Here is a 26,049-nt window from a genome sequence, read left to right on the forward strand (position 1 = left end):
ATGACCGAGGAGGCTTACCAAGCCATCGCCCGGCTCGGCACAGCCCCACTCTGGCGATACTTCGGCAACCTCTTCAACGCCGAACCGCACAGCCGGGCCGTCCCGTACCTGTGGCGCTATGCGGAGCTGCGGCCGTACCTGCTGCACTTCGCCGAGGTGCTCTCCCTGGAGGAGGCCGAACGTCGGGTACTGATGCTGGTCAACCCCGGCCTGCCCGACCCACCGGCGACCACGACCACGCTGTACGCGGGCATCCAGGTGATCCTGCCCGGCGAGACCGCGCAGGCACACCGGCACACCGCCGGCGCGTTCCGGTTCATCATCGAGGGGCGCGGCGCGTACACCACGGTCAACGGCGAGCGGGTGCACATGCACCCCGGCGACCTGCTGCTCACCCCCGGCTGGCACTGGCACGACCACGCCCACGAGGGCGACGGCCCGATGCTGTGGCTGGACGGCCTGGACTTCCCCCTGGTCAACGCAGTGGAGGCCGGGTTCTTCGAGCTGTTCGGCGAACGGACACAGAAGGCGGAGGTGCCCGACGACCTCTCCTCGCGGCAGTTCATCCACGGACGGCTGACCCCCGCCTGGGATCCCCGCCCGGGCCCCACCTCGCCGATCGGCAACTACCCCTGGGCGGAGACCGTCCGCGCCTTCGACGCCATCGCCGAGGACGCCACCGGCAGCGACGCCGACGGCGTGGTGCTGGAATACACCAACCCGTGGACCGGCGGGCCGGTGATGCCCACCATCGGCTGCCGGATCGCCCGGCTGCGCCCCGGTTTCCGGGGCGTCACCCGCCGGCAGACCCCGAGCACCATCTACCACGTGGTACGTGGCAGCGGAACCACCATGGTGGACGGACAGCTGCTGGAGTGGGGCGAGAAGGACGTCTTCGCCGTTCCCGGCTGGGCCCGGTACCAGCACGTCAACTCCTCGGCGAGCGAGGACGCCATCCTCTTCTCGTACAGCGACGCACCCGCGATCACCGCACTCGGCCTCTACCGCGAGGAGGTTGCGTGAGCGGCGGGCACCGACCGGTGGTCGTGGTCGGGGCCGGCCCGGTCGGGATGGCCGCCGCACTCGCGCTGCGTGCGCTCGGCCGACCGGCCACCGTCCTGGAGGCCGGCGCCGAGGACCGGCTGCGGCCCGGCAGCCGCGCCATCTTCGTCCACCGGGCCACCCTGGAGATACTCGACCGCGCCGCGCCGGGGCTCGCCGCCGAACTCGCCGCGTACGGGCTGGTGTGGCAGACCAAGCGCACCTTCTACGCCGGCCGGCAGGTCTTCGCCCGCAGCTACCCGCCGCCACCGGCCGGTACGCTGCCGCACTTCACCAGCCTGCCGCAGGTGGAGACCGAGCGTTACCTGCTGCAGGCGTGCAAGGCCGCCGGCGTGGAGTTCGCCTGGAACGCGGAGGTCGCGCAGGTCGACTCCGGCCCGGACGGCGTCACACTGCGGACCGGCGCCGGCGCCCGGTGGACCGCCGACTACGTGATCGCCGCCGACGGCGCCCGGTCCGGGGTCCGCCGCGCGCTCGGCGTACCGATGGAGGGCAGCCGCTCCGACGGCTGGTACGTCGTGGTCGACGTGGAGGAGGATCCGGCCACACCGCTGCCGGTGGAACGGGTCTTCCACTACGCGCACCCGGCCGTCGGCGGCCGCAACGTGCTGCTGGTGCCGTTCGCCGGCGGCTGGCGGGTCGACCTGCAACTGCACGACGACGACGATCCGGAGGAACTGGGCCACGGCGACGGGTTACGCCACTGGCTGCGGGCCGTGCTGCCACCGGCGTACGCGGACCGGGTCGGCTGGGCCTCCACCTACCGCTTCCTCCAGGTCGTGGCGGACGACTTCGCCGAACCGGCCCGGCGCACCCTGCTGGTCGGAGAGGCGGCGCACCTGTTCGCACCGTTCGGGGCCCGGGGCCTGAACTCCGGCGTCGCCGACGCGGAGGCGGCCGCGACCGCCGTGCACGTCGCGCTCTCCACCGTCGTACCGGCCCGGGCCCGGGCCGCCGTGGAGGACTTCGTGCTCGCCCGGCGGCGGGCCGCGCTGTTCAACCGGGACGCGGCCGGTGCCGCGCTGACCCACCTGCGGCCCGGCCCGACCGAGCGGGCGGTGCTGGAGCAGGCGGCCCGGGACGCGCCGACCGACGAGAGCCGTGGGCACTGGCTCGACACCACGCCGTACGGGCCACGGGGGCTGCCACCCGGCAACACCATCCACAAGTACTGAGAGAGCGTGATGGCCGAGCCAGCGTCGATCGTCACCAGCCGCCGCCTCGAGTGGTCGGAGACCGACCCGGCCGACCGGTGGCACTACGGCGCGGTGCTGCGCTTCGTGGAGAGCGCGGAGACCCTGCTGCACCACCGGCTCGGCGTCCCGGACGCCGACTTCCGGCGGATGGTCCGGGTCAACCTCACCGTCGACTACCTCGGCTCCCTGCACTTCGGCGAGGTCGGGCAGACCACGCTCGCGGTGGAGGACGTCGGACGCACCTCCCTGCGGTACGCCTTCCACGTCGCCCGGGACGGCACACCGCTGGCGCGCGGCACGCTGACCGTGGTGCTGCTCGACCCGGCGACCGGACGCGGGGCACCGTGGCCGGACCGGCTCCGCACGCTCCTGACCCAGGCCGGGCCGCAGGAGGGCTGACCGATGCGCAGCACGATGGGATCGATGCCGCTGTCCGTGGCCATGGTGCTGCGTCGCGGCGACGCCATGGGCCCGTACGCGCGGCTTGTCGACTTCACCGCCGCCGGCCGCGACACCCGGACCTGGCCGGAGCTGGCCGTCCGGGCCCGGCGGCTCGCCAACGCCCTGCCGGCCCTGGGTGTCCGCCCGGGTGACCGGGTCGGCACCTTCGCCGGCAACTGCCTGCCGCACCTGGAGCTCTGTTACGGCGTGCCGCTGGCCGGTGCCGTGCTGCAGCCGGTGAACATCCGGCTGCACCCCGACCAGGTGGCGGCCGTGGTCGCGCACGCGGAGGACCGGGTGATCTTCGTGGCCGCGGCACTGACCGCGCAGCTCGCGCCGATCCGGCCCATGCTGTCCGGCGTCCGCTGCTACGTGGTGCTGCCGGACGGCACCGACCCGCATCCCGACTTCGCCGACGCGGTCGACTACGAGCAGCTCCTGGCGGGCGCGTCGACCGACGAGCCGGCCGAGGTGGACGAGTGGACGCCGGCCTGCCTCTGCTACACCGGCGGCACCACCGGCCACCCCAAGGGGGTGGTCTACTCGCACCGCTCGCTGACCCTGCACGCGATGAGCGGGCTGTTCGTCGACTCGTTCGGGATCCGGGAACGGGACGTCCTGCTGCCGCTCACCCCGCTGTTCCACGCGTTGTCCTGGGGCATGCCGTACGCGGCCGCGCTGGCCGGCGCCGGCCTGGTCCTGGCCGGCGCGGACACCAGCCCGGCCACCGTCGTCCGACGGATCCGGGAGGAGCGGGTGACCGTGGCGGCCGGGGTGCCGACGTTCTGGCTCGCCGTCGACCAGCTCGGGCCGACCGCCGACGACCTGGCCAGCCTGGACCGGATCCTGTGCGGGGGCGCGGCGATCCCGCTGGAGCTGATCCACCGGTACCACGCACGCGGGGTGACGATGCGGCAGGGCTGGGGCATGACCGAGATGTCGCCGTCCGGCAACCTGACCATGGTCCGCCGCCACCTGGAGGACCGGCCGGAGGCGGAGCGGCTGGCCCGGCACGCCACCCAGGGCGTACCCACCGCCGGGGTGGAGTTGCGGGTGGTCGACCCGGACGGCCGCGTCCTGCCGCACGACGGCGTGTCCGCCGGCGAGATCGAGGTACGCGGCCCCTGGGTCACCGCCTCCTACCACCGGCCCGACGACAACACGAACAGCACCCGGTTCCGGGACGGCTGGCTGCGTACCGGTGACGTCGGCACCGTCGACCCCGACGGCTACCTGCACCTGGTCGACCGGACCAAGGACCTGATCAAGTCGGGCGGCGAGTGGATCAGCTCGATCGAGTTGGAGAACCACCTGATGGACCACCCCGCCGTGGCGCAGGCGATGGTCATCGCGGTGCCCCACCCGATCTGGGGTGAACGTCCGGCGGCGCTGGTCGTGGCCGCCGAGCCGGTCTCCGCCGGGACGCTGCTGGCGCACCTGCGCCCCCGGGTGGCGAGCTGGTGGTTGCCCGACGTCATCCGGTTCGTCGAGACGCTGCCCACGACGGCCACCGGGAAGTTCGACAAGAAGACGGCACGTGCGTTGTGGCGGGACATCCTCGCCGACCGAACCGGGCCGGCAGGCCGGAAGGGGCAGTCGTGAGTGGAGTGTTGGACGGGCGGGTGGCCGTGGTCACCGGCGCCGGCCGGGGCATCGGGCGGGCCACGGCCGAGCTGCTGGCCGTACACGGCGCCCGGGTGGTCTGCGCCGACCTGGACGGCGACGCGGCCCGGGAGACCGTGGAGCTGCTCGGCGGCCAGGGCACGGCGGTCACCGCCGACCTGACCGACCCGGCGGCGCCGGCCGAGGTGGTCGCCCGGGCGGTCGACGGGTACGGGCAGCTCGACATCGTGGTCAACAACGCCGGCTACACCTGGGACGGCATCTTCCACAAGATGAGCGACGAGCAGCTGACCGCGATGCTCGACATCCACCTGGTCGCCCCGTTCCGGCTGTTGCGCGCGGCCGCCCCGGTGCTGCGCGAGGCGGCCAAGCGGGACGCCGCGCAGGGGCGGGAGGTGTTCCGCAAGGTGGTCAACGTGACCTCGATCGCCGGCACCATGGGCAACGTCGGCCAGGCCAACTACGCCGCCGCCAAGTCCGCGCTGGTCGGGCTCACGAAGACGCTCGCCAAGGAGTGGGGACCGCTGAAGATCAACGTCAACGCGGTGGCGTTCGGGTTCGTGCAGACCCGGCTCACCGCGGACGCCGACGAGGGCGGCGCTTTCGCGTACGGCGACCGCCGGATACCGCTGGGCATCCCCGGTGCGGTACGCGAGCGGGCCGCCGCCGGCATCCCGCTCGGCCGGCCGGCCACCCCGGCCGAGGCCGCCGGCGGCGTCTTCCTGCTCTGCACACCGTGGTCGAACTTCGTCCACGGACAGGTGCTCACCGTCGCCGGTGGGCAGGCCGAGGGAATGAGCTGAGATGCGCCTGGCCACCATCCGGACCGACGGCGGCACCCGGGCCGCCCGCCTGGTCGGCGAGCACGCCGTCCTGCTCTCCGCACCCGACGTCGGCGCGCTGCTCGCCGACCCGGACCGGTCCGCCCCGACCGGCGGACCCCGGCTGCCCGTCGCCGAACTCGACCTCGCCCCGGTCGTGCCCCGCCCGTCGCAGATCTTCTGCGTCGGACTGAACTACCGCGCCCACATCGTCGAGATGGGCCGGGAGATGCCGACCACGCCGACCCTCTTCGCGAAGTTCCCGGCCGGGCTGCTCGGCGCCCGCGACCCGCTCGTCCTGCCGGCGGTGAGCGACCGGGTCGACTGGGAGGTCGAGCTGGCCGTGGTGGTCGGACGGCCGCTGCGCCGGGGGACCGCCGCCGAGGCGGCCGCCGCGATCGCCGGCTACACGGTGCTCAACGACGTGTCGATGCGGGACTGGCAGACGCACAGCACACAGTGGCTGCCCGGCAAGGCGTTCGAGGCGAGCACCCCGGTCGGGCCGTGGCTGACCACCGTCGACGAGGTCGGCGCCGAGCCCGACCTGGAGGTGCGCTGCGCGGTGGACGGCGAGGTGATGCAGCGGGCCCGTACCGGTGACCTGCTCTTCGGGCCGGCCGAGACGCTCGCCTACATCAGCCGGTTCACCACCCTGCGCCCCGGCGACCTGGTCGCCACCGGCACCCCCGGCGGGGTCGGCAACGCCCGCGACCCGAAGGTCTTCCTCCGCCCGGGGCAGGTGCTCCGCACCAGCATCGAAGGGCTGGGCGAGTGTGTGAACGAGTGCGTCAAGGAGGTCGGATGAACGCCGACGAGGTCCGTCGCCGCAACGGTGAACTCGACGACCACCTGCTCTCGATCGTGGATCTGATCGACCCGCGCCGACTGCACGTACCGGAGCAGAAGCCCGAGGGGGTGGAGGCCTGGAGTGCCGCGACGGTCCTCGCGCACGTCGCCGAGTTCTCCCGGTTCTTCGCCACCGAACTGCGCCGGCTCCTCGCCGACCCGGCCGTCGCGGTCGGGCGCACCCACGAGCATCCGGAGCGGCTCGCCGCGGTCGCCGCCGCCGGGAGCCGTTCGCTGGACGAGCTGCGCGCCGAGGTCACCGCGGCCTTCGCGAACCTCGCCGCCGCGCTCGACGCGCTGGAGGACGACCACCTGGCCGTGCGGACCAACAACCGGCGGTACGGCCCGGAGCCGCTGACCGCGTTCCTGGACCGCTACGTCCTCGGGCACAAGCAGGGCCACGCCCAGCAGCTCGCCGACCTGGTCAAGGAGACGCGATGAGACTCTCCGACGTGGCGGTGCCGATCGGTTTCGCCTGGTCGTCGCCGTTCTGCCGCTGGCAGGGAGCACTGGCCGGGATGTCCAGCGTCGACCTGCTGGTCGACGTCACCGGCCGGGCCCTCGAGACGCGCGGTTTCGACGTCACGGAGGTGACGCAGGTGGTGCTCGGCACCACCGTGCCGCAGCCGACCTCCTTCTACGGCGTCACCACCGTCACCCCCCGGCTCGGGCTCGACGGGGTCACCGGCCCCACGATCGCCCAGGCGTGCGCCACCTCGGTCGCGGTGCTGCAGGCCGCCGCCGTACAGGTCGAACTCGGCGCGCACCGGACGGTGCTCGCGCTGACCACCGACCGGACCAGCAACGGCCCGCTGATGGTCTGGTCGGCGCAGGGCACCCCCGGCGCGGCGCCGGTCACCGAGCACTGGGTGCTCGACCCGATGCGACACGACCCGAACACCGGTCAGTCCATGCTGGACACCGCGGAGAACGTCGCGGCCGAGGAGGGCTATCCGCGCGCCGAGATCGACGCCGTCACCCTGCTGCGCCACGAGCAGTACCGGGCGGCGGCGCGGCGGCCCGGTCACCTGGTCGAGGTCCACGTGCCGGGTCGACGCGGCGACACCGTGGTCACCGACGACCAGGGCGTGCACGACACCACGGCCGAGGGCCTGGCCAAACTGTCCCCGGTACGGCCGGACGGCGTGGTGACGTACGGGTCGCAGACCCATCCGGGCGACGGCACCGCCGGCCTGGTGGTCACCACCGTCGCCCGGGCCCGCGAGTTGAGCGGCGGCGCCGGGGTCGCCCGGCTGCGCGCGGTCGGGTTCGCCCGGGCCGGGCGGGCCCGGATGCCGAAGGCGCCGGTACCGGCGGCCCGGGCCGCCCTCGCCGCAGCCGACCTCGACATCGACGCGGTCGACGTGGTGACGACCCACAATCCGTTCGCCGTCAACGACCTGTACTTCTCCCGCCAGACCGGCTTTCCGCTCGACCGGATGAACCCGTACGGCTGTAGCCTCGTCTACGGCCACCCGCAGGGGCCCACCGGGATGCGGGCGCTGGCCGAACTCGTCGCCGCCCTGCACGCCCGGGGCGGTGGCCGAGGGCTGTTCACCGGCTGTGCGGCCGGCGACACCGCCGGTGCGGTCGTGGTGGAGGTGACCGACTGATGGCGCCCTTCGACACCTCGGTGGTCGGGCGCTGGAGCGACGACCACCTGTTCGACGTGACGCCCGCCGGGGTCGCCGACTATGCCGAGGCGGTCGGCGGGCCCTCCCCGGTGTACGCCGTCGTACCGGCGATGGACCTCGTCTTCGCGGTGGCCGGCACCGCCGCACCGGCCGACCTGCGGACCCGGGTGGTGCACGGCCAGCAGGACATGTTCTTCCACCACCCGCTGCCGGTCGACGGCCGGGTGACGGTACGCGCCGCCGTGGTCGGCCTGCACGGCAAGCGCAGCGGCACGGTGGCGACGATCGGCGTACAGACCCGGACCGTCGACGGCGACCTGCTCAACGAGCAGTACGTCACCGAGTTCTACCGGGGGGTCCCGACGGATCTGCGGCTCGGTGTGTCCTCCCCCGCCCTGCCGGTCGACCCGCCGGCCGGCGAGCCGGTCCGGGTCAGCATCGTCCCGCTTCCGGCGGACCTTCCCCGCCGGTACGCCGCCGCCTCCGGTGACCACAACCCGATCCACCTGGACGACGCGGTCGCCCGGGCGGCCGGGCTGCCCGGGGTGATCGTGCACGGCCTGGCCCTGCTCGCCCTCGCCGGGCAGACGGTGTTGCGCGCCGATTCGCAGGTGACGCGGCTGAGTTGTCGTTTCACCCGTCCGATCGCCCCGGGCGACACGCTGACCACCCGGGTCTGGAAGCACGAGGGTGGGTACCGGTTCGAGAGTCAGGACGGGGCCGGCGCCCCGGTGCTGGGCGCCGGCCTGGCCGAACTGCGACATGTTCGTTGATCGTCGTTTGTCAGGACGCCATCACGGGGAGCATCCCGTGCCGTTCAGGGTGAACTGGGTCGGCGTCTGGTTGCTGCCGCTGTAGGTGCCCTGGAAGCCGAAGTTGACGCTGGCGCCCGGCGCGATGGACGGGTTGTACGAGACGTTGCGCGCGGAGACCTGGGGGCCGGACTGGCTGACCTGCGCGTTCCATGCGTTGGTCACCTGCTGGTTGCCCGACCAGGACCACTGCACGGTCCAGCCGTTCACCGCGCTGGTACCGGTGTTGGTCACCGTGACGCTGGCGGTGAAACCGTTGCCCCAGCTGTTGGCCGTGTAGTTGACCCGGCAGGTGCCGGTGCCCGGCGGAGTCGTCGGTGGGGTGGTCGGCGGGGTGGTCGTGGGCGGGGTGGTCGGTGGGGTGGTCGGTGGAGTTGTCGGTGGCGTGGTCGGCGGGGTGGTCAGCCCGAAGAACTGGATCGCCGCCAGGGCCATGCCGCTCGAGGGCAGGCTGTGACCGGCACCGTTGACCGCGATCGCCTCGACGAGGGTGCTGCCGCCGCTGGTCCAGCGTCGGCGGTTCCAGCCCGACTGGGGCGTGTCGGTCGAGGTCGGGTTGAGGCTCAACCCGTGCACGTTGGTCCACTGGTCGACCGACTCCTGCAGCAGCTGGTAGGGCACCAGCGTGTCGTTGGTGCCGTGCCAGAGCTGGATCGGCGGCCGGCGGCCGGTGTAGCCCGGGTACGCCTGGCGTACCGCGTCGCCCCACTGCTGCGGGGTCCGGTCCATCCGCCCGTTGGTGCACTGGCTGGCGCCGGGCGGGTAGTCGGCCGCGTTGGCGAAGCAGTTGAACGGCACCCCCATGAACGAGGCACCGGCCCGGAACAGGTCCGGATAGACGGCCAGCATGTGCTGGGTCATCATGCCGCCGGACGAACTGCCGGTGGCGTAGACCCGGTTGCCGTCGCCGCCGTACTGCCGTTGCACGTAGGCCACCATCGAGGCGATCGACACCGGGTCACTGCCGCCGCCCCGCCGCTTGGCCGCCGCCGACCAGGTGTCGAAGCAGTTGCCGAAGCCGGCCTGCTGGGTCGCGCTGGGATAGATGACCACGTACCCGTACCGGTCGGCGAGCGAGGCGAACTCGCTGCCCGAGTAGAAGCCCGGGCCCGAGCCGCCGCAGCCGTGCATGGCGACCACGATCGCCGGGTTGGCCGGCCGGTTGTCCGGCACGTAGACGTGCATGCGCATGCCACCGGGGTTGTCGCCGAACCCGGTCACCTCGACCAGCGACGCCGCGGCGGCCGGGGTCGGCAACGCCACCACCCCGCCTGCCGCCACGAGCGCCGCGGCGGCCAGTCCGATGAGCGCGGCGCGTCCCCGACGCGCGCGCAACATATTGATTGTCATCATTGCCGTAAGCTAGCAACTTGAGCGACGGTCGTCAATAAAGTGTATGGCTTCTCCGGATCGACAGCCCGGCGCCGATCGACTCCGGGGCACACGGCGAGCCGGACCGACCGCCGACACCCCACCCACCCCGGGGGTGACGCGGACCGGCCAGCAGACCGGAGCGACCCGGGCGGAGCGGCCACCAGCAGGAACAAAGCGGATCGTTGACTTTCATCCGACGACCGTCCATAGTGACTGTCATCGATACATACCCGGGGGAGCGGGCAGCCACCTGACCAACCGACCGGGCCCGGGCCGTCAGCGGCACGCCCGCCCGCGTCCCCGATCCCCTCCCACAAACATCGATCATCGACAGACGGAGCTTCGCGATGTCCATGCCCAAGCTCACCCTCGGGCCCGTCGTGGCCGCGGCGGCGCTCCTGCTGACCGCCGCCAGCACGACGCTGGTCGGAAACGCCGGTACGACCGCGTCGGCCGCTGACGCCGGCATCCTCGCGGCAACCGCCGGATGTGGCCGGGCCCCGACCCTGGCCAACGGGACACACTCCATCCAGACCGGCGGCATGAACCGCTCGTTCATCCTGCGGCTGCCCGACAACTACGACAACAACCGGCCCTACCGGTTGGTCTTCGGATTCCACTGGCTGAACGGCTCAGCCAACGACGTGGCCTCGGGCGGAAGCGACGGAGCGGCCTGGGCCTACTACGGGCTCCACCGCCTGGCGAACAACAGCACGATCTTCGTCGCCCCCCAGGGTCTGAACGCCGGCTGGGCCAACTCGGGCGGCCAGGACGTGACCTTCGTCGACGACATGATCCGGCTGCTCGACGGGGCGCTGTGCATCGACACGGCCCAACGGTTCGCCACCGGCTTCAGCTACGGCGGCGGCATGAGCTTCGCGCTCGCGTGCGCCCGACCGACCGTGTTCCGGGCGGTCGCGGTGCTGGCCGGAGCCCAGCTCAGCGGGTGCAGCGGCGGTAGCCAGCCGGTCGCCTACCTCGGGGTGCACGGCATCGGCGACTCGGTCCTGAACATCTCCCAGGGGCGATCCCTGCGCGACCGGTTCGTCACCAACAACGGCTGCACCCGGCAGAACCCGCCGGAGCCGGGGCAGGGCAGCCGAACCCACACCCTGACCGCGTACAGCGGATGCCGGGCCGGATATCCGGTTGTCTGGGCGGCGTTCGACGGCGACCACACCCCCAGCCCGGTCGACGGGTCCAACCCCAGCGGCTCCCGGACCTGGGTCCCGGCGGAGACCTGGAAGTTCTTCACCCAGTTCGAGGGCACCGCCCCGACGACGCCACCCACCACGCCGCCGACGACCCCGCCCACCGGCACCCCGACCACGCCGCCCACCACTCCGCCGGCGACCGGCGCCTGCCGGGTCAGCACCGCGATCAACGCCTGGAACACCGGCCTGACCGCGAACATCACCATCACCAACACGAGCGGCAGCGCGGTCAACGGCTGGTCCCTGGCCTTCACCCTGCCGGGCGGCCAGACCATCACCGGCGGCTGGAACGCCAGCTACTCCCCCACCTCCGGACAGGTCACCGCCCGCAACGTCTCCTACAACGGCACGATCGGCCCCAACGCCTCGGTGACCATCGGCTTCCAGGCCAACCACACCGGCAACACGGGAATCCCGACCTCGTTCGCCCTCAACGGCGCCACCTGCACCACCACTTGATCAACAGCACCCGAACCGAGCCCCGGAGGCGACGACCAGGCGCCCCGGGGCTCGGCTCGTTTTTCGATCGACATGCTCCGTACCCACCCGTGGCATGACGCCGACCTGCTGCCACCGGGCAACCGGGGAAACGCGCGCCGCCCTGTCAGGCCCGCCGCCCGGGCGGTCCGGTCCACGCCGCCTGACCGAAACCGGGCGGCGAACGCAACAGCATTGACATGTTTCGCTGTTCCGTTCGAAACTTGACTATCGACATCCGTGATCATCGATCGCCGTCGTCGTCCCTCACCCTATCCGGAAGGAGGCCCTAGTGATCATCAGCTCGGGCCGCTCAAAGATCCGTTCGACGGTCGTCGTGCTGGCGGCAGCGGCACTCGCGGTCGGCGGAGCAGTCTCAGTGGTAGCGAAGTCAACCGTCGCCGAAGCCGCCCCCGGCGACGTCGTCCTGGCCGCCTCGACCGTCGAGGACGAGGGCGCCGACTGCCCGGTGAACCCGCCCGGCTCACTCCCGTCCAGCTCACGACTCCCCGACCCGTTCCGGAAGTTCGACGGCTCGCGGATCACCAGCAAGGCCGACTGGCGCTGCCGTCGGGCCGAGACCAGGGAACTGGCCGAGCGGTACGTCTACGGCGACAAACCCGCCAAGCCGGCGACCGTCAGCGGTACGGTCTCCAGCTCCAGCATCACGGTGAACGTCTCGCAGAACGGCCGGAGTGCGAGCTTCTCCGCCAGCGTCCAGTTGCCGAGCGGCACCGGTCCCTTCCCCGCCGTCATCGTCTACGGCGGATTTGGGGCGGACACCGCCACCATCCGGTCCGCCGGCGCCGCCGTGATCAACTACGACCCGTTCACGGTCGGGCGGGAGGGCACGCCCCGGAACAACAAGCAGGGCGCGTTCTACACGATCTACGGCAACAACAGCAGCACCGGGCTGCTGATGGCCTGGGCCTGGGGCGTCAGCCGGATCATCGACGTCATCCAGCAGTCGGGCGGCAACGTCCTGCGGACCGACATCGGGGTCACCGGCTGCTCCCGGTACGGCAAGGGCGCCTTCACCGCCGGCGTCTTCGACCAGCGGGTGGCGCTGACCATGCCGATCGAGTCCGGCAGCGCCGGCGTACCCGCCTTCCGGGCGATCGCCGCAGAGAGCGGCGCACAGCCGTTGAGCAGCGCGTACGGCGAGCAGCCGTGGCTCGGCGACGCGTTCGGCTCCTACACGGGCAACCCGAACGGACTGCCGGTGGACACCCACCAGATGGTGGGCATGGTCGCCCCGCGTGGCCTATTCATCATGGAGAACCCGCACGTCGACTGGCTGGGCTCGCGCTCCGGCAGTGTGGCGGCGCTGGGCGGCGCGGAGATCTACAAGGCGCTCGGTGCGGGCGAGAACATCAGCTACTGGTCCGACGTCCAGGACGGCACACACTGCGCCACCCGCAACGAGTGGCGTACCCCGCTGCAGCAGAACATCCAGAAGTTCCTGGTGAAGACCGGCAACGCCGCCGGCGTCTTCCGGATCTCCAGCCGGAAGGCCGGCAACCTGGCCGAGTGGCGGGACTGGACCACGCCGACGCTGGCCGACGGCCCGACCAACCCGCCGACCACGCCGCCGACCGGCACCCCGACCACCCCGCCGGTGAACCCGACCACCCCGCCGGCGACCCCGCCGACGGTGCCGCCGACCACTCCGCCGGCCGGTGGGGCGGGCTGCGCGGCGTCGATGTCGGTGAACCAGTGGAACGGCGGTTTCGTCGCCACGGTACGGGTCACCGCCGGCTCCGCGCCGGTCACTGGCTGGACGGTTGCGCTGACCCTGCCGTCCGGGGTCAGCGTCACCAACGCCTGGAACGTCAACCGCAGCGGTAACAGCGGAGCGGTCCAGTTCACCAACGTCGGCTACAACGGATCGATCGCCGCCGGACAGTCGACCGAGTTCGGCTTCCAGGGCACCGGTACCGGCACCGGGCTCAGTCCCACCTGTACCGCCAGGTGACCGTCACGCCCGACGCGTTCCTCCCGGGCCCGGTGTGGTGGCCGACCGCCGCCACACCGGGCCCGGCCCGCTCCGCCGTCCGGGCGTTGGCGCCGGCCGGGTACGGTCGCGTCGTGCTGCTCGACGATCTCGACCGGGTGCCGTGGGCGGAGCTGAGGCACGCGTACGGTCCCGCCGACGACGTACCCGGGCTGTTGCGCCGGGTCGCCGGGCCGGACGAGGAGGACGCGGTCCACGCGCTGTACGAGCTGCGGGCCAGCGTGCTGCACCAGGGCAACGTCTGCTCGGCCACCGCCCCGGTGGTGCCGTTCCTGGGTGCGCTGCTCGCCGACCCCGCCACCACGTTCCCGGACGGGATCGCGCACCTGCTCGGCGACATGGCCGACATCGTCGACCCGGACGATCCCGTGCTGGCCGCGCTCCGGGCCGCGGTCACCGCCGAGGTCGACCGGCTGCTGCCGCTGCTGGCCGCTCCCGAGCAGTGGACCCGGCTGGCCGCCGGCTACGCGCTCGGGAACTGTCCGGGCCGGGCCGACGACATCCTGCCGGCGCTGTACCACCGGTGGGCGGTCGAGACCGATCCGCAGGTCCGGGGTGGTCTGGTCATCTCGGCCGCCGCACTGGACCCGGAGACCGCGTTGCTCGCCGAGGCGCTCGTCGGGGGCCAGCCGGCCCCGGTACGCGCCGCGGCCGCGCTGGCCGCCGCCCGGCGTGCCGGCCCCTGGCCCGGTACGCCGGCGGTCGAGGCGGTCCGGGCCGGCTGGGCGGACGGCGACCCGTGGTTCGACCGCACCCCGGTCGAGGACGGCTACGCCGTCGGCCCGTACCTGTGGAACTGGGATCCGATCGAGGACCTGCTCGACCGGCTCGGGCCCGCGGACCGCCCGGCCGTGGTCACCGCGCTGCTCGGCTCCGCCGACCCGGCGGTCCGGGCGAAGGCGGCGGAGTACGCCGGGTGAGGCTCCGGGCTGCGGAACCGCTCAGAGGTGGGTACGGACCCACTCGGCGAGGATCCGGGCGCAGCCGTCCACCGACTCCTGCCAGCTCCGGGCCGCCGACTCGTCCGCCTCGTCACTGACCTGCTTGATCAGTCGGACCGGTACGCCGAACCGCGCCGCGGTCGACGCCACGGCGTAGCCCTCCATGTCGACCAGGTGCGCCTGCTCGGCGAGTCGGGCCCGGGCCGACTCCTCGGCGACGAACTGGTCGCCGGTGGCCAGCACCGGACCGTCGCCGGCCAGGGTGACCGGCGCGCCGACGGTCAGGCCGGTCAGGGCCCGGAGGAAGTCGGTGTCGAGGTCGTGCTGGAAGACCTGGCCGACCTCGTGCAGGCCGGTCCACCCGGACCGCAGCGCCCCGGCGGTGCCCAGGTTGACCACGGCCGACGGCAGCGGTCCCCGGGCGAGGGTGGTCGCCAGCGCGAGGGTGGCGTTGACCTTGCCCATCCCGGTGACCAGCACCGGCAGGCTCCGGTCGAGGTACGCCGCCTCCTCGGCGAGCGCGACGACAAGCAGCGGCCGGTCCGGAGTCAGCACTCCCGTCAGTTCCACGGCGGCATGCTATCCGGGCTCCGGCCATCCCCCGGTGCTCCCGTGACGTGGGGTGGAACGGCCCACAACCGGACCTACCGGTACGCCCGTTCCTGGAGCCGGTACAGCTCGGCGTAGCAGCCGTCGGCCGCCATCAGCTCGGCGTGGGAGCCGAGTTCCGCCACCCGCCCGTCAACCAGCATCACGATCAGGTCGGCCATCCGGACGGTGGTGAACCGGTGCGAGACCAGTACGGTCACCGCGCCCTGCCGGGTGGCGGCCCGGACCTGGGCGGTGAAGTGCTGGAACAGGTCGTGTTCGGCGATCGGGTCCAGCGCGGCGGTCGGCTCGTCGAGGACCACGAGCAGCGGCGGCCGGCCGCCGCCGACCTCCCGCATCAGGGACCGGGCGAGAGCCAGCCGCTGCCACTGGCCGAGCGAGGGTTCGACCCCGTCGAAGGAGGCCCCGAGCTGGGTGTCGAGCCCGTCCGGCAGGCCGGTGACCACGTCGGTGGCGTCCGCCCGGTCGACGGCGGCCCGGACCGTCCCCCGGTCCCGGATGTGCCGGGCGCTGCCGACGCCGACGGTCTCCCAGGTCAGCAGCCGGAGCCGGGCGAAGTCCTGGAAGACCCCGGTCAGTCGGGACCGCCAGCTGGTGGAGTCGAGTCCGGAGAGGGGCCGCCGGTCGACGGTGATGGTCCCGGAGGTCGGCTGGTAGATGCCGGTGAGCAGCTTGACCAGGGTCGACTTGCCGGCCCCGTTGGCGCCGACGACCGCGACCGTGCTGCCGGCCGGCAGGTGCAGGGTGACGCCGTGCAGCACGTCGTGGTCGGCGCCGGGATACCGGAACCGTACGTCGTGCAGGCTGATCCCGTCGGTCAGGGTGGCCGGGGCGGGGTCGCCGGGTCGGTCCGCCTCCTCGGCGTAGCGCCGCAGCCACCAGTAGTTCTCCACCACCTGGCCGGCCTGGGCGACGACACTCAGGTTCTGCAGGACGGTGTGCAGTTGGTGCTGCAGCTGGGTGGCCAGCGTGATCACCATGACCACGGCGCCGACCGTCGTCCGACCGTCGGCGATCAGGCCCGCGACCACCACCAGCGCGCCCGCCAGGGCGGTGGTGTAGAGCAGCCAGGCACCTCCCTGGTACGCGGCACCGCGCAGCCGGGCGCTGTTCTCCCGGGCCACGGCGGCGTCCCAGGACTCGGTCGCCCGTCCGCTCAGGATCCCGCCGCTGCCGGCGAGCATCACCTCCTTCGCCGGTTCCGGATCGACGCAGAGCTCGTGCAGCCGTCGCTCGTGCCGGAGCAGCTCGGTGCCGGCGTCGCGGGCCTCCCGCAGCAGCCGGTCGGCCCGTCGGTTGGCCAGGAAGAGCGGTACGGCGAGCAGGGCCAGTGGGCAGAGTGCCGGACTGACCCAGGCCAGCAGGCCGATGGTGACCGCGAGGCTGAACAGGGCGGCGGTGGCGTTCAGGACCGACCACGGCATCGACGCCATCGACCAGGCGTTCTGGAACAGCCGGTTCCACCGGTCGACATACGGCCCGTGCTCCACGTGGGTGATGGTCGGGATGGCGGAGACCCGGCGCTGGGTCTCCTCGTTCAGGTTCCCCTGGGTCCGGTAGGTGACGTAGAGCATCAGGTTGCTCTGGATCCGGCCCGCCCCGGCCGACAGCCCGAACGCGGCGGCGCCGAGCGCGACTGCGCCGACCACTCCGGCGAGGTCCCGGCCGGCGCTGTGGTCGACGAGCCAGCGCTGGCTCAGCCCCAGCGCGGCGATGATGCCTGCCTGCCCCACGGTCAGTACACAGAGGATGGTGACCGAGCGTCGGTCGGCCCGCAGCGCCGTCCGGGTGACGTGACGCAGCAGTTGGTACCAGTCTCGCGTCGCCGCCCTCCGGCGGCTCGTCGGCGCTCCCCGGCCACTCACCGGCACTCCCCGGCGGCTCGTCGGCGCTCCCCGGCGGCGGTGAAGGCCTCGGCCTGGACGGTGAAGAACCGGGCGTAGCCGCCGCCGAGCGCCATCAGCTCGTCGTGCGGGCCGTCCTCGGCGACCCGGCCGGCGCGGAGCAGGATGATCCGCCCGGCCGGCCGCACCGTGGCGAGCCGGTGTGAGATGAGCAGGGTCGTCGTCTCCCGTACCCGGGACACCACCCGCTCGTGGAACTCGGCTTCGGCCCGGACGTCGAGGTGGGCGGTGGGTTCGTCGAGGACGAGGACCCGCCGGCCGGCGGCCACCGCGTACAGCACCCGGGCCAGGGCGACCCGTTGCCACTGCCCGCCGGAGAGGTCGGTGCCACCGGTCCCCGCCCGCCACAGCGAGCTGTCCAGCCCGTCGGGCAGGCCGGCGAGCAGCTTGGTGGCGCCGGCCCGGTCCAGGGCGTCCCGTACCGCGCGGTCGTCGGCCGGGCCGCCGGTGATCCGCTCGGCGGCGGCCAGCGCCACGTTGTCCCGCAGGCTCGCCGGATACCGGACGAAGTCCTGGAAGAGGACGGCGAGCCGCTGCCGCCACAGCGCCGGGTCCAGGGCGGCGAGGTCGACGCCGTCCAGGGTGATCCGACCCGAGTCGGGACGGTAGAGCCCGCCGAGCAGTTTCACGAAGGTGGTCTTGCCGACGCCGTTCTCCCCGACGAGGGCGACCGTCTCGCCCGGTCGCAGGGTCAGGGTCAGCCCGTCGAGGACCGGGCGGGTCGCGCCCGGGTACCGGAAGACGACCTCCTCGAACCGGATCGTCGGCGGCCCGGCGACCGGCGGCGATCCTGCCCCGCCCCGGTCGGCGGCCGACTCCGGTGTCCCGCCTTCGCGTCCGGTGGGCGACTTCGGTCCGCTTGCCGACGCCGGTCCGCTGGCCGGCTCCGGTCCGGCGGGTCGGCGGGGGGTCGTGGTCGTCGGGGTGCCGGAGCGGCCGGTGGCCCGGTACTCGGCGGCGAGTTCGTCGGTGGCCTGGATGCCGCGCAGGCCGTACTCGATGTCGAACGCCTCCTCGCCCATCCGGCCGATTTCCATGATCCCGAAGCCGGCGAGCACGTACGTGATCATCCGGGCCGGGTCGAGCGAACCGGCGAAGACCGCGCCGGCCGGTACGGCCATCGTCGCCACCGCCAAGCCGGCCGCGAGCAGTACGATCCACCACTGCCGCCGCAGCACCGCCAACTGCCGGCGCCAGACCGGCCCGTAGGTCCGGGCCGAGGTGGCCCGCAGTCGTCCGGCGAACCAGTCGCTGAGCCCGAACAGCCGGACGTCCTTCGCGGCACCGTGGACGGCCTGCTCCGAGACGTAGTAGTTCCGGCGGTGCCCGACGGTGTCCGCGTCCAGGACGTCGATGATGCCCAGCCACTGCCGGCGCAGGGTCGCCCGGATCAGCAGCGACACCGCGAGCAGGCCGACCGCGAGCGGCACCGAGAAGGTGGCGAGCAGCACCGTGGCACTCACCGCGCCCACCATCCGGAACACCAGTTCGAGCTGGCCGGTGGCGGCGGTGCCGGGCGAGCGGTCCCGGCCGAACCCGGAGCCGACGTCCACCGCGCGGGCGGCGCGGTCCTGGAACTCCCGGCTCTCCAGCCGGTCGAGGCCGGGCAGGTTGACCGCGAGGGTACGCAGTCCGGCCCGGAGTCCGCCGTCGATCCGTCTGACCACCAGGTTCCGTACGGCGGCGAGCGTCAGCCAGACCCACTGGTCGACCAGAAGCAGACCGGCGACCAGGGCCGCCGCGACGAAGACCGGACCGCCGAGTTCCCCCCGCCCGAAGACGGCGACCAGGTGGCCGACCGACAGCGCCTGGGCGGTCGGCACCACCGCCCGGACGAGCTGGACACCGACGAGGGCTCCGGTCGGGATGCCACCGCCACCGGCGAGCAGCCGCAACAGCCGGATCCGGGTGGCGAACAGCCGTACGGCACTTCTCATCAGCCGCTCACCACTCCGGATCCGCCTCCCCCGATCGACCCGTATTGATGGTGGCCACCCGCCGCCGGTACCGCAACGGATTTGTCAGCCACCAGCCAGACGCCACGACTGGCGCCACTCAAGCGCCAAAGCACTTGCGATGGCGCCACAGAGGTGCCATAGTGGCGCCATGGAAATCTCGCAGTACGTCGACCGCCTGCGACACCAGCTCGCCCTCTCCGCCGAGATGGGCGGCGAGGAGACCCGGGCGCTCGCCGAACGGCTGGCCGTGCCACTCGAGTCGGCGGTCCGACTCACCCTGCTGGAGGCACTCTCGGCGGCCGCCGACGAGATCACCCGGGATCTTGCCCCCGGCTCGGTCGACCTGCGGCTACGCGGCGGCGAGCCCGACTTCGTGGTGACGCCGCCGCCGACCGCACAGTCGTACGAGTCACCGGTGCCGCCGCCGACCGGCACAGCCGGTACCGACACCACGGCCGGCCCGCTCGGCGGTCCGTCACCGGCCGAGCCGGACGAGGGCACCGTGTCCAGGATCAACCTCCGGGTGCCCGAGCAGCTCAAGGCCCGAATCGAGGAGGCCGCCGGCCGGGAGCGGCTCTCCGTCAACGCCTGGCTCGTCCGGGTCGTCACCGCCGCCCTGGCCGACACCCATCCCAGACCGGCTCCGGATGGCCGGGGCAGCGCGCTGGGCCAGCGCTACACGGGCTGGGTCCGCTAGCCGCGCCCGAATCCTCCCCCGTCCGCACCGAACTCCCATGGAAGGGCACCTGTCATGCCGACGTACGACACACCCGACCCCATCTCCGCCACTGTCGACCTCGCGCTCGGCGACATCCGGATCACCGCCACCGACCGGGCCGACACCGTCGTCGAGGTCCACCCCACCGACCCCGGCAGCGCCCTGGACGTACGGGCGGCCGAGCAGACCCGCATCGAGTTCGGCAACGGCAAGCTCCTGGTCAAGGGGTACAAGCCGCTGTCGCTGTTCAACGTCCGGGTCGGTTCGGTGGACCTGACGATCGCGCTGCCCACCGGCTCGTCCGTGCAGGCCGGCACCACGGCCGGCCACATCCACTGCGACGGCCGAGTCGGCGACTGCCGACTGAAGACCCATTCCGGACAGCTCCGGGTCGCGCAGGCCGGCTCCGTCCAGTTGTACGCCAGCAACGGCGCGATCACCGTGGACCGGGTCGACGGCCGGGCCGAGGTGACCACCCACTCCGGCGACGTCCGGGTCGGCCAGGTCGACGGCAGCGCGGTGGTCAAGAACTCCAACGGCGACACGTACGTCGGCGCGGTCGCCGGCGACCTGCGGTTGAACGCGGCCAACGGCAACATCTCCGTCGACCGGGCGGGCAGCGGGGTCAGCGCCAAGACCGCCAACGGCAGCGTACGGCTCGCCGAGGTGGCCCGGGGCGACGTCACGGTCGGCGCCGCCTCGGGCGAACTGGAGGTCGGCATCCGGGAGGGCAGCGCGGCCTGGCTCGACCTGGCCACGATGTCCGGGCAGGTCCGCAACTCGCTCGACACCTCGGGTGCGCCCGGACAGTCGGAGGAGACCGTCCGGATCCAGGCCCGTACCTACTCCGGCGACATCGTGATCCGCCGCTCCTGGCTCAGCCCCGCCGCCTGATCCGCCGCTCCCGGCCCAGTCCCGCCACCCGATCCGCCGGTCCCACCGGCACCGCCTCGGCCCGCACCTGGATCACCCGCCGCCCTCCCGCCCGGGCGATCCCCCCCACCTGCCGTTCTTCCCGCACCTGAATTCCCTTCCACCCGTCCGGTGAGCCCAGGGTCCGACGTCGCTGACGCCCGGCCCCCTCGCCACGGCCGCACCACACACCGGCGGCCGGTCTCCCGACGTACCCCACGGTCCGCCGCCGCGACGGCGCCTCCGACCCGCGGCCCGACCGACACACCACCCCCGGCCCACCGCCGACGGCGTCATCCGTGATCCCACCCTGCCCACGGTCGGGACGACCCTGCCCGCCCGTGGGACGACCACACACTCCGACAGGACAGAACATGACGAAAGGACAGGTTGTGGCCATTCCCCCACCCGCCATCGAGGTGACGGGCCTACGTAAGTCGTTCGGCAGCAAGGTCGTCCTCGACGGCATCAACCTGACCGTCCCGGAAGGAGCCGTCTTCTCACTGCTCGGCCCCAACGGTGCCGGCAAGACCACCACCGTGCACATCCTCTCCACCCTGGTCGACGCGGACGCCGGCCAGGTACGGATCGCCGGTCACGACCTCGACACCGACCCCGACGGGATACGCGCCGCGATCGGCGTCACCGGACAGTTCTCCGCAGTGGACAACCTGCTCACCGGTGAGGAGAACCTCCGGCTGATGGCGAACCTGCGCCACCTGGGCCGGGCCGAGGGCAGGCAGCGGACGGAGGAGCTACTGGGGCGGTTCGACCTGGTCGAGGCGGCCCGGAAGCCGGCCGCGACGTACTCCGGCGGGATGCGTCGTCGGCTCGACCTGGCGATGACGCTGGTCGGCGAGCCACGCGTGATCTTCCTCGACGAGCCGACCACCGGGTTGGACCCGCGCAGCCGACGCACCATGTGGCAGATCATCCGGGATCTGGTGGCCGGTGGCACCACCGTCTTCCTGACCACCCAGTACCTGGAGGAGGCCGACCAGCTCGCCGACCGGATCGCCGTACTCGACCACGGCCGGCTGGTCGCCGAGGGAACCCCGGCCCAGCTCAAACGACTCGTCCCCGGCGGCCACGTCGAACTGCGGTTCTCCGACACGTACGGCTTCAACCGGGCCGCCCACGTCGTCGACGGGGCCACGCCGGACCACGACACCCTCACCCTGCGGGTGCCGACCGACGGCAGTGTCCGGTCGCTGCGAACCCTGCTCGCCCACCTCGACGACGCGACGGTCGAGGTCGACGAACTCTCCGTGCACACCCCCGACCTCGACGACGTGTTCCTGGCCCTCACCGGCCAACCCGACCAGGAGAAGGAAGCCGTACGATGAGCGCCCTCGGCTACGCCGTGACCGACTCGATGACCATGCTGCGCCGCAACCTCCGACGGATGCAGCGCTACCCCTCGATGACCGCGATCCTGGTCGCGATGCCGCTGGTCCTCCTGCTGCTCTTCGTCTACGTCTTCGGCGGCACCCTCGGGGCCGGCATCGGCGGGCCCGCCATCGGCTCCGGAGGTCGGGCCGCCTACGTCGAGTACGTCCTGCCCGGCATCATCCTGCTCGCCCTGACCAGCACCGCCCAGGGGGTCGCGATCACGGTCGCGATGGACATGTCCGAGGGGATCATCGCCCGGTTCCGCACCATGGCGATCTCCCGCGCGGCGGTGCTGACCGGACACGTCGTCGGCAGCGTGATCCAGGCGCTGCTCGCGGTGGCGGTGGTACTCGGCGTCGGGGTGCTGATCGGCTTCCGCCCGGACGCCACCCCGGTCGAGTGGCTCGGTGTCCTCGGGCTGCTGACCCTGGTCGCCTTCGCCCTCACCTGGCTGTCGGTGGCGCTCGGCATGATCAGCAAGTCGGTCGAGTCCGCGAGCAACATCCCGATGCCACTCATGCTGCTCCCCTTCTTCGGCAGTGGCTTCGTACCCACCGACTCGCTGCCGACCGGGCTGCGCTGGTTCGCCGAGTACCAGCCCTTCACACCGATCATCGAAACGCTGCGTGGCCTGCTCAGCGGCGCTCCGATCGGCAACAGCGGGTACCTCGCCGCCGCCTGGTGCGTCGGTATCACCCTGGTCGGCTACCTGTGGGCCCGGACGTCGTACCAGCGGCTGCCGAACCGGTAACCGACCACCCGACCACCCACGGCACCCGACGGTCCATGCCGTGTCCAGCGCTGTCCAGCCCGGTCCAGGATCGCCGTCGCGGAGCACGCCGGCGCCGCATTCTCGAACCCGGCCGAACACGGTGGCCGGCCCCGGGCCGGCGACCACGACCGCGACCACGGTCCGCCGGTTCCGGGGGGCTCCGGCGGTGCGGTCCGCCCGCGCCCCCGGATGCCGCAGTCAGCGTGCCCCGGCCTGCCAGGCCGCGTTCGGCGATCGGACCGCGGCACCGGACAACACGGTGGAGGAAGAGTTCCATGCGAACGAGACGACTACTGGCCAGCGGCGTCGTCACCGCCCTGGCCGCCGGACTGCTCGGCTGGGCCGCCACCCCGGCCTCGGCCGCGGCGGTCATCGACCCCGAACGCTACTCGGCGAACCCGACCGGCTTCGGATGGTGGTTCTCGGCCACCCAGGCCACCATCAACGACTGGGCCGACGAACACCACATGCGGATCACCGGCATCGAGGTGAACGGGCCCGACGACTTCACCGCGGTTGCCGTCCACAACTCCGGCGTCTACCAGCGCGGTGTCTCCGGCAGCGCCTCCTGGACCGTCGACGAGACCGCCGAGTCGCTCGGCGGCAAGCTCGCCGACAAGCGGCTGCTCGACCTGGAGCGCTACACGGTGAACGGGCAGACCCGGTTCGCCGCCGCCTGGGTGGACAACCCGGCGAGCAACAACCACGGCTACTGGTGGTGGCTGAACAGCACCGAGAGCTACATCCGGGACAAGATGACCGAGCACAACGCCCGGATCATCGACCTGGACCACGTCTCCGGCGACCGGTACGACGCGATCATGATCCCGAACGTCGGGGTCGACCAGCGCGACTCGTGGGCGTTGTTCGGCAAGACGATGACCGAGATCACCAGCAGCATCGGTGCCCACGACGCCCGGGTGGTGGACATCGAACGGCACTCCGACGGCAAGTGGTCGGCGGTGCTGGTGGCCGACGAGGGTGACTTCCACTCCGAGTGGCACCCGAACATCACCGCCCAGGAGGCGGCCGACCTGCAGGCGAACCGCGGCCTGCGGCCGGTACACCTCAAGCCGTTCGCCTTCAACGGCGGAACCCGATACTCCGCGATCTTCGTCGACAACCTCGACGCGACCTCGGTCCGGGCCCGGGACGCCATCGAGGAGGGCGTGAACGGCAGCAGCGCCGTCAAGCGGGGCTTCTACCTGAAACGCGTCGACGGCAACGTGCTGGCCGCACTCAACCCGGACACCACGTTCGAGCCGGCCAGCATGCTCAAGGCACTGCACCACGTACACGCCATGCGGCGGGTCTTCCTCGGCAGCGGTGAACTCACCGACCCGGTGACCTGGTACCGGCACTCGGACCCCGACCTCAGCGACAACGGCGGCGTCTGCGCCTACGCCGACAACGGAACCCCGATCCGGACCCTGCCGGTGAACGACACCCTGGGCAACACCCTGCGCGGGATGATGGAGCGTTCGGACAACCGGCAGACCGACGCCATCTACGACCGCTACGGCCCGACCGCGCTGAACAACACCGCCGACGCGCTCGGGATGAGCCGTACCCAGCTCAACCACCGGATCGGCTGCACCTGGGAGGCACCCGGCCAGGTCAAGGCCAGCAACGAGCTGACCCTGGCCGACGCCGGCCGGCTCTACGAGGCGGTCTACCGGGCCGGCTCGCCGTACCTCGGCACCGGTGCCGAGCAGGACGCCTTCACCGACCTCGCCGCCACCGGGCTCGGCATCTTCAGCACCGTGCTGCAGGAGGAGGCGACGGCGCTGGGACTGACCACCGCGCAGCGCAACGCGTTCACCGCGGCGTGGTGGGGTGCGTACAAGCCCGGCGGGTACGCCAACGCCGCTCCCAACTCGACCTGCGACACGACCGGCTGCACGGCGCTCCTGCTGCGCACCACCGGCGGCGGCATGATCGCCCTGCCGCACCGGGCCGCCGACGGCACCGTCACCGAGCGGCGGTACGTCTACGGCGCCTTCATCGACGGCGAGTTCGACTGCGGGGCGGGCTCGGACAAGGATTGCAGCCAGGAGTCGGCGGCGACCCGGCCGGCGGTGCAGGCGGCGATGGCCGAGACGCTGCGGCCGTACCTGCGGGCGGCGTTGGCCACCTGGGACTGACGTCCCGACGGTCCGTTCCCCCGGGGTACATCCCCGGGTCGGGTGGGGCGGAACAGGCGGTGGAGGGTCCCCGGCCGACCGGTCGGGGACCCTCCCCTGTTACCGGACCGGGTCGCCCGGTCGGGTGAAACCCGATGTTCCCCCGGGTTCGCCGCCCGGCGCGTAGCAGAGTCGAGCGGGGCGCCCCGAGGAGGAAACAACATGACCAGGACGTGGTTGGTCACCGGAAGTTCCCGGGGACTGGGCCGGGAACTGTGCCGGGAGATCCTGATCCGGGGCGACAACCTGCTCGCCACCGCCCGCCAGCCCGACCAGCTCGCCGACCTCGCCGACCAGTACGGCGACCAGGTGCGGCCGTACCCGCTCGACGTGACCGACCCGGCCGCCGCCCGGGCTGCGGTCGAGGCGGCGGTGCAGACCTTCGGCCGGCTCGACGTGGTGGCCAACAACGCCGGGTACGCCAACAGCGCGCCGATCGAGGAGACCCCGGACGACGACTTCCGGGCCCAGGTCGAGACGAACTTCTTCGGGGTCGTCAACGTGACGAAGGCGGCGCTGCCGATCCTGCGTACCCAGCGTTCGGGCTACTTCCTGCAGTTCTCCTCGGTCGGGGGCCGGGTCGGCGGCACGCCGGGGCTGGCCGCGTACCAGTCGGCGAAGTTCGCCGTCGAGGGATTCTCGGAGGTGCTGGCCAACGAGGTCAAGCCGTTCGGGATCCGGGTCACCATCGTCGAGCCGGGCGCGTTCCGGACCGACTGGGGCGGCTCGTCGATGCGGATCGCCGAGGTCGGCGAGGACTACCGGCAGACCGTGGGCCGGATGCACGACTTCCGCCGCGAGATGGACGGCAAGCAGGCCGGCGACCCGGCGCGGGCGGCGAGGATCCTGGTCGACCTGGTCGACCTGGCGGCGCCGCCGCTGCGGCTGCTGCTCGGCTCGGACGCGGTGCAGCTCACCGAACAGTCGGCGAAGGCTCGCGCCCAGGAGACGACCGCCTGGGCCGACCTCAGCCGGAGCACCGACTTCGACAGCAGCGTCGACCTCGCGAAGACGCCGGTCGCCGCGATGCTGGCCCCGCGTACCGGGTAGCGGCGGAGCACGTCCTGCCGGGTCCAGTACGGTGACGAGCGGATCGCCGTCCCTCCTCCGGGGACGGCCCGGCGCCCTGTCCGGCCTGCCCCACTC

23 protein-coding genes are annotated in these 26,049 nt (G+C 72.5%); 18 read left to right on the forward strand and 5 right to left on the reverse strand.

Going from position 1 to position 26,049, the window contains the following annotated elements:
- Genes ABGB05_RS00875 through ABGB05_RS00915 form a run of 9 tightly spaced genes read left to right on the forward strand, consistent with a single transcriptional unit; the run spans position 1 to position 8,396 of the window.
- A complete protein-coding gene (locus tag ABGB05_RS00875) occupies positions 1-1,023 on the forward strand; it encodes a cupin domain-containing protein (RefSeq protein ID WP_347651134.1) in 1,023 nt (340 codons plus the stop codon).
- Complete coding sequence (locus ABGB05_RS00880) at positions 1,020-2,237, forward strand: FAD-dependent oxidoreductase (RefSeq protein ID WP_347651135.1); 1,218 nt, start codon at positions 1,020-1,022, stop codon at positions 2,235-2,237. Before ABGB05_RS00875 ends, ABGB05_RS00880 begins: the two co-directional genes overlap by 4 nt.
- A gap of 9 nt (positions 2,238-2,246) precedes the next feature.
- Positions 2,247-2,657, forward strand: coding sequence for a thioesterase family protein (locus ABGB05_RS00885; RefSeq protein WP_347651136.1), 411 nt, complete (start codon positions 2,247-2,249; stop codon positions 2,655-2,657).
- Between the two features lie 24 nt (positions 2,658-2,681).
- Complete coding sequence (locus ABGB05_RS00890) at positions 2,682-4,301, forward strand: long-chain-fatty-acid--CoA ligase (RefSeq protein WP_347651137.1); 1,620 nt, start codon at positions 2,682-2,684, stop codon at positions 4,299-4,301.
- Positions 4,298-5,125 carry an SDR family oxidoreductase gene (locus ABGB05_RS00895; RefSeq protein ID WP_347651138.1) on the forward strand — a complete coding sequence of 276 codons (828 nt, stop codon included), beginning with the start codon at positions 4,298-4,300 and terminating at the stop codon, positions 5,123-5,125. Before ABGB05_RS00890 ends, ABGB05_RS00895 begins: the two co-directional genes overlap by 4 nt.
- 1 nt (position 5,126) lies before the next feature.
- Entirely contained in the window at positions 5,127-5,948 is an 822-nt protein-coding gene (locus ABGB05_RS00900) for a fumarylacetoacetate hydrolase family protein (RefSeq protein ID WP_347651139.1), read from the forward strand.
- Complete coding sequence (locus ABGB05_RS00905) at positions 5,945-6,430, forward strand: maleylpyruvate isomerase N-terminal domain-containing protein (RefSeq protein WP_347651140.1); 486 nt, start codon at positions 5,945-5,947, stop codon at positions 6,428-6,430. The genes ABGB05_RS00900 and ABGB05_RS00905 overlap by 4 nt, the downstream gene beginning before the upstream one ends.
- Positions 6,427-7,602 carry a thiolase family protein gene (locus tag ABGB05_RS00910; RefSeq protein ID WP_347651141.1) on the forward strand — a complete coding sequence of 392 codons (1,176 nt, stop codon included), beginning with the start codon at positions 6,427-6,429 and terminating at the stop codon, positions 7,600-7,602. Before ABGB05_RS00905 ends, ABGB05_RS00910 begins: the two co-directional genes overlap by 4 nt.
- Complete coding sequence (locus tag ABGB05_RS00915) at positions 7,602-8,396, forward strand: MaoC/PaaZ C-terminal domain-containing protein (RefSeq protein WP_347651142.1); 795 nt, start codon at positions 7,602-7,604, stop codon at positions 8,394-8,396. The genes ABGB05_RS00910 and ABGB05_RS00915 overlap by 1 nt, the downstream gene beginning before the upstream one ends.
- A 21-nt stretch (positions 8,397-8,417) precedes the next feature.
- On the opposite strand, the gene ABGB05_RS00920 is transcribed toward ABGB05_RS00915, so the two are convergent.
- Entirely contained in the window at positions 8,418-9,785 is a 1,368-nt protein-coding gene (locus tag ABGB05_RS00920; protein WP_347651343.1) for a PHB depolymerase family esterase, read from the reverse strand.
- Between the two features lie 377 nt (positions 9,786-10,162).
- Here ABGB05_RS00920 and ABGB05_RS00925 point away from each other — a divergent pair, with 377 nt between their 5' ends.
- From ABGB05_RS00925 to ABGB05_RS00935, 3 genes are all read left to right on the forward strand, one after another.
- Positions 10,163-11,482: a cellulose binding domain-containing protein gene (locus ABGB05_RS00925; RefSeq protein WP_347651344.1), complete on the forward strand. Its 1,320-nt coding sequence runs from the start codon at positions 10,163-10,165 to the stop codon at positions 11,480-11,482.
- Positions 11,483-11,879: 397 nt separating this feature from the next.
- A complete protein-coding gene (locus ABGB05_RS00930; protein WP_347651143.1) occupies positions 11,880-13,475 on the forward strand; it encodes a cellulose binding domain-containing protein in 1,596 nt (531 codons plus the stop codon).
- Positions 13,472-14,434 carry a hypothetical protein gene (locus ABGB05_RS00935; RefSeq protein WP_347651144.1) on the forward strand — a complete coding sequence of 321 codons (963 nt, stop codon included), beginning with the start codon at positions 13,472-13,474 and terminating at the stop codon, positions 14,432-14,434. Before ABGB05_RS00930 ends, ABGB05_RS00935 begins: the two co-directional genes overlap by 4 nt.
- Before the next feature lie 21 nt (positions 14,435-14,455).
- Here ABGB05_RS00935 and ABGB05_RS00940 read toward each other — a convergent pair whose 3' ends face one another.
- The 3 genes from ABGB05_RS00940 to ABGB05_RS00950 form a co-directional block, all read right to left on the reverse strand.
- Positions 14,456-15,025 carry a nucleosidase gene (locus ABGB05_RS00940; RefSeq protein WP_347651145.1) on the reverse strand — a complete coding sequence of 190 codons (570 nt, stop codon included), beginning with the start codon at positions 15,023-15,025 and terminating at the stop codon, positions 14,456-14,458.
- A gap of 74 nt (positions 15,026-15,099) precedes the next feature.
- Positions 15,100-16,929 carry an ABC transporter ATP-binding protein gene (locus ABGB05_RS00945; protein WP_347651146.1) on the reverse strand — a complete coding sequence of 610 codons (1,830 nt, stop codon included), beginning with the start codon at positions 16,927-16,929 and terminating at the stop codon, positions 15,100-15,102.
- Positions 16,926-18,905: an ATP-binding cassette domain-containing protein gene (locus tag ABGB05_RS00950; RefSeq protein WP_347651147.1), complete on the reverse strand. Its 1,980-nt coding sequence runs from the start codon at positions 18,903-18,905 to the stop codon at positions 16,926-16,928. Before ABGB05_RS00950 ends, ABGB05_RS00945 begins: the two co-directional genes overlap by 4 nt.
- Before the next feature lie 169 nt (positions 18,906-19,074).
- Between ABGB05_RS00950 and ABGB05_RS00955 the strand changes: the two genes are divergently transcribed.
- Both ABGB05_RS00955 and ABGB05_RS00960 read left to right on the forward strand, forming a co-directional pair.
- Positions 19,075-19,623, forward strand: a complete 549-nt coding sequence (locus tag ABGB05_RS00955; protein ID WP_347651148.1) for a toxin-antitoxin system HicB family antitoxin — start codon at positions 19,075-19,077, stop codon at positions 19,621-19,623.
- A gap of 54 nt (positions 19,624-19,677) precedes the next feature.
- Entirely contained in the window at positions 19,678-20,538 is an 861-nt protein-coding gene (locus ABGB05_RS00960; RefSeq protein ID WP_347651149.1) for a DUF4097 family beta strand repeat-containing protein, read from the forward strand.
- Here the strand turns inward: ABGB05_RS00960 and ABGB05_RS00965 are convergent.
- Positions 20,522-20,665 (reverse strand): hypothetical protein, encoded by a 144-nt coding sequence (locus tag ABGB05_RS00965; protein ID WP_347651150.1) that lies wholly within the window; start codon positions 20,663-20,665, stop codon positions 20,522-20,524. The genes ABGB05_RS00960 and ABGB05_RS00965 overlap by 17 nt on opposite strands.
- Positions 20,666-20,930: 265 nt before the next feature.
- Here ABGB05_RS00965 and ABGB05_RS00970 point away from each other — a divergent pair, with 265 nt between their 5' ends.
- The 4 genes from ABGB05_RS00970 to ABGB05_RS00985 all read left to right on the forward strand — a co-directional run bounded on the left by ABGB05_RS00970 (position 20,931) and on the right by ABGB05_RS00985 (position 25,953).
- A complete protein-coding gene (locus ABGB05_RS00970) occupies positions 20,931-21,902 on the forward strand; it encodes an ATP-binding cassette domain-containing protein (protein ID WP_347651151.1) in 972 nt (323 codons plus the stop codon).
- Positions 21,899-22,699 (forward strand): ABC transporter permease, encoded by an 801-nt coding sequence (locus ABGB05_RS00975; RefSeq protein ID WP_347651152.1) that lies wholly within the window; start codon positions 21,899-21,901, stop codon positions 22,697-22,699. Before ABGB05_RS00970 ends, ABGB05_RS00975 begins: the two co-directional genes overlap by 4 nt.
- A 296-nt stretch (positions 22,700-22,995) precedes the next feature.
- The gene (locus tag ABGB05_RS00980) at positions 22,996-24,864 is read left to right on the forward strand and encodes a serine hydrolase (protein WP_347651153.1); all 1,869 of its coding nucleotides are present in this window, start codon (positions 22,996-22,998) and stop codon (positions 24,862-24,864) included.
- Between the two features lie 201 nt (positions 24,865-25,065).
- A complete protein-coding gene (locus ABGB05_RS00985; RefSeq protein WP_347651154.1) occupies positions 25,066-25,953 on the forward strand; it encodes an oxidoreductase in 888 nt (295 codons plus the stop codon).
- Positions 25,954-26,049: the final 96 nt, after the last annotated feature.

This window comes from Plantactinospora sp. B5E13 (assembly GCF_039871775.1).
GTDB lineage: Bacteria > Actinomycetota > Actinomycetes > Mycobacteriales > Micromonosporaceae > Plantactinospora.